3 protein-coding genes and 1 pseudogene are annotated in these 2,349 nt (G+C 58.1%); 2 read left to right on the forward strand and 2 right to left on the reverse strand.

Going from position 1 to position 2,349, the window contains the following annotated elements:
* Nucleotides 1–222: pseudogene (locus AC1DRJ_RS24765) on the forward strand (pyridoxal-phosphate dependent enzyme); the annotation flags it as partial.
* A 51-nt stretch (nt 223–273) separates the two neighbouring features.
* Here the strand turns inward: AC1DRJ_RS24765 and AC1DRJ_RS24770 are convergent.
* Nucleotides 274–591 carry a DUF2388 domain-containing protein gene (locus AC1DRJ_RS24770; protein ID WP_477804481.1) on the reverse strand — a complete coding sequence of 106 codons (318 nt, stop codon included), beginning with the start codon at nt 589–591 and terminating at the stop codon, nt 274–276.
* Between the two features lie 187 nt (nt 592–778).
* On the opposite strand from AC1DRJ_RS24770, the gene AC1DRJ_RS24775 reads away from it, so the two are divergent.
* Nucleotides 779–1,375, forward strand: a complete 597-nt coding sequence (locus AC1DRJ_RS24775) for a DinB family protein (RefSeq protein ID WP_477804482.1) — start codon at nt 779–781, stop codon at nt 1,373–1,375.
* Here the strand turns inward: AC1DRJ_RS24775 and AC1DRJ_RS24780 are convergent.
* A complete protein-coding gene (locus tag AC1DRJ_RS24780; RefSeq protein ID WP_477804483.1) occupies nt 1,287–2,216 on the reverse strand; it encodes a LysR substrate-binding domain-containing protein in 930 nt (309 codons plus the stop codon). The genes AC1DRJ_RS24775 and AC1DRJ_RS24780 overlap by 89 nt on opposite strands.
* Between the last annotated feature and the right edge of the window lie 133 nt (nt 2,217–2,349).

Here is a 2,349-nt window from a genome sequence, read left to right on the forward strand (position 1 = left end):
GTACTCACCGATGAGGATGCAATTATGGGTGTGGTTCGTTTCGCCAGTGACATGCGCCAATTGGTGGAACCGGCGTGCGGAGTGTCATTGGCGGTGGTCTATCTGAACCATCGTGCCATCGCCGATGCTCACGACGTGGTGGTCGTGGTCTGTGGCGGGGTGAGTGTCAGCGCGCAATTAGTCGCCGGGTGGGCGTGCCTATCCGGTAAGCGAGCGAAGTAGAGCTGGAAACACTATTGATGTGTCGCCAGCCCTACCGCTGTTTTTTCGGCTTCATTGACCGGCAGCATCGCTTTCCTGAATCAGGATCGCCCGAGCCAGGTCTTCGTCGCTGGCGTTGAGGCCGGGATTGTCCTGACGAATTTTTTTCAGAACCGACTCCAGATAAACACCGCGAATCGCACCGCCACTGGCAACGAAGCTGGAGGCGTCATCCTTAGCGGGAATCACTAGCTTCTTATCTTTGAACGTCGAGTACAGCGAGGCTGAGACCCCGGCTGAAGTGGCAACATCTTCCGCATCCACACTGGCCAATACCGAGCCTAAGGGTAAACACAGCATCAGGGAGGAAATGATAATCAGGCGGCGCATGATGGTGTCCTCTGAAAGCGTGCAGCAAATATTAAGTATCTCTTAGCTTAGGAGATGCGGTGATCGCCAGGAGTTCCATTTTGCCTGTAGATTGCCCTATGCCATTGCTACCGATGATCAGCGTTTGCCCTGCCATTCACTGTGCGGGCTATGCTTGCAGTGCGCCCATCACCATGGGAGATCTCTCATGATCAACGTACRCACTGCCCGCATGCTTGCCGATTACAAGAACTGGGCCGACCAGCGCCTCTTTGACAGCCTGGCCGCCTTGCCGGCGGGGGAGGTCAGTAAAGAACGCGTGTCGGTGTTCAAAAACATGATTGGCACCCTGAACCACATCTACGTGGTGGATTGCATCTGGCAAGCCCACCTCGAAGGCCGAGGGCACGGCTTCAAAACCTCCCATGATCTGTTGCATGCCGACCTTGCCGAACTGCGCATGGCACAACGGGAAATTGATAACTGGTACTGCGACTGGAGCGAGCGGCAGACCGAGGCGTCGCTGGATAAACCCGTCGAGTTCACGTTTGTCTCAGGCGAAAGCGGCACCATGAGTGCCGGCGCCATGCTGATGCACGTGGTCAACCATGCCAGCTATCACCGGGGCTGGGTGGTCCAGATGTACTTCGAAATACCGGCCATGCCACCGGTTACTGATTTACCGGTGTACCTGCGCGAGACTCAACCGACAGCCTTCACGTTGCCACATGCCCCGGCAGTGGAACCGCCATGTGCTGTGCAATTTTCGAGCGCAACCAGCGTTCTGCCGGATCGTTATCGTTGACGCCGTTCCAGACCATGGACAGTTCGGACAGCACAATGTCAAACGGCGGGTCGTCGGCCCGCAACTGGCTGCTGCCCTCGATCAACGCACACGCGGCGTAATCCGGCACCGAGGCGAGCATATCGGTGCCAGCCAGCAAGGAGCGCAACCCCGCGAACTGCGGCACCGCCAAGACCACCCGCCGCGAACGTCCGATACGCGCCAGGTCGTTGTCGATGGCCCCGGTCAAATCCCCGGAAAACGACACCAGCGCATGCGGCCGGTCGCAGAAATCGTCCAGCGTCAGCGGACCGGGTCGGTCATCGCCACGCAAAATCTTCACACTCAGGTCGCGCAACTTCTTGCGCTTGGCGTTGGCCGGCAGCTCCGTGGTGTAACTGATCCCGACAGAAATCTCGCCGCTGGCGAGCATCGATGACATCAGCAGGTAATTCACCCGCCTCACCACCACCACGACGTTCTGCGCCTCCTCGCGAATCTGCTTGAGCAACGGCGGAAACAGGCCGAACTCGGCATCGTCGGACAGGCCGATACGAAACACATCACGGCTGGTGGCCGGGTCGAAATCCTTGGCCCGACTGACCGCACCGGAAATGGTGTCCATCGCCGGTTGCAGCTCCTTGAGAATCACCAGCGCACGCGGGGTTGGCTCCAGTGTGCGGCCGTTGCGCACCAGCAATGGGTCGTCGAACAAGTCGCGCAACTTCGCCAGCGAGGCGCTGACGGCGGGCTGGCCGAGGAACAGCTTCTCCCCGGCGCGGGTCAGGTTTTTCTCAAACATCAGGGTTTCGAAAATCACCAACAGGTTCATGTCCACGCGGCGCAGGTCGTTGCGGTTCATGGTGATTGCTCGCAGGTTTTTTTGGGTCTGTTCAGTAAAGCATCAAACCTGAATAGGTCATTAAACGGCGATGTTTAACACACATCTCCAGATACTCTCTGAGGCTACACAACCTTGCGCCGTTGCCTACGAC

The sequence above is a fragment of the Pseudomonas sp. P5_B2 genome (assembly GCF_056400445.1).

Coding starts and splice junctions, on each gene's coding strand:
- AC1DRJ_RS24770 (WP_477804481.1), bottom strand. CDS start 591: ATGCGCCGCCTGATTATCATTTCCTCCCTGATGCTGTGTTTACCCTTA.
- AC1DRJ_RS24780 (WP_477804483.1), bottom strand. CDS start 2,216: ATGAACCGCAACGACCTGCGCCGCGTGGACATGAACCTGTTGGTGATT.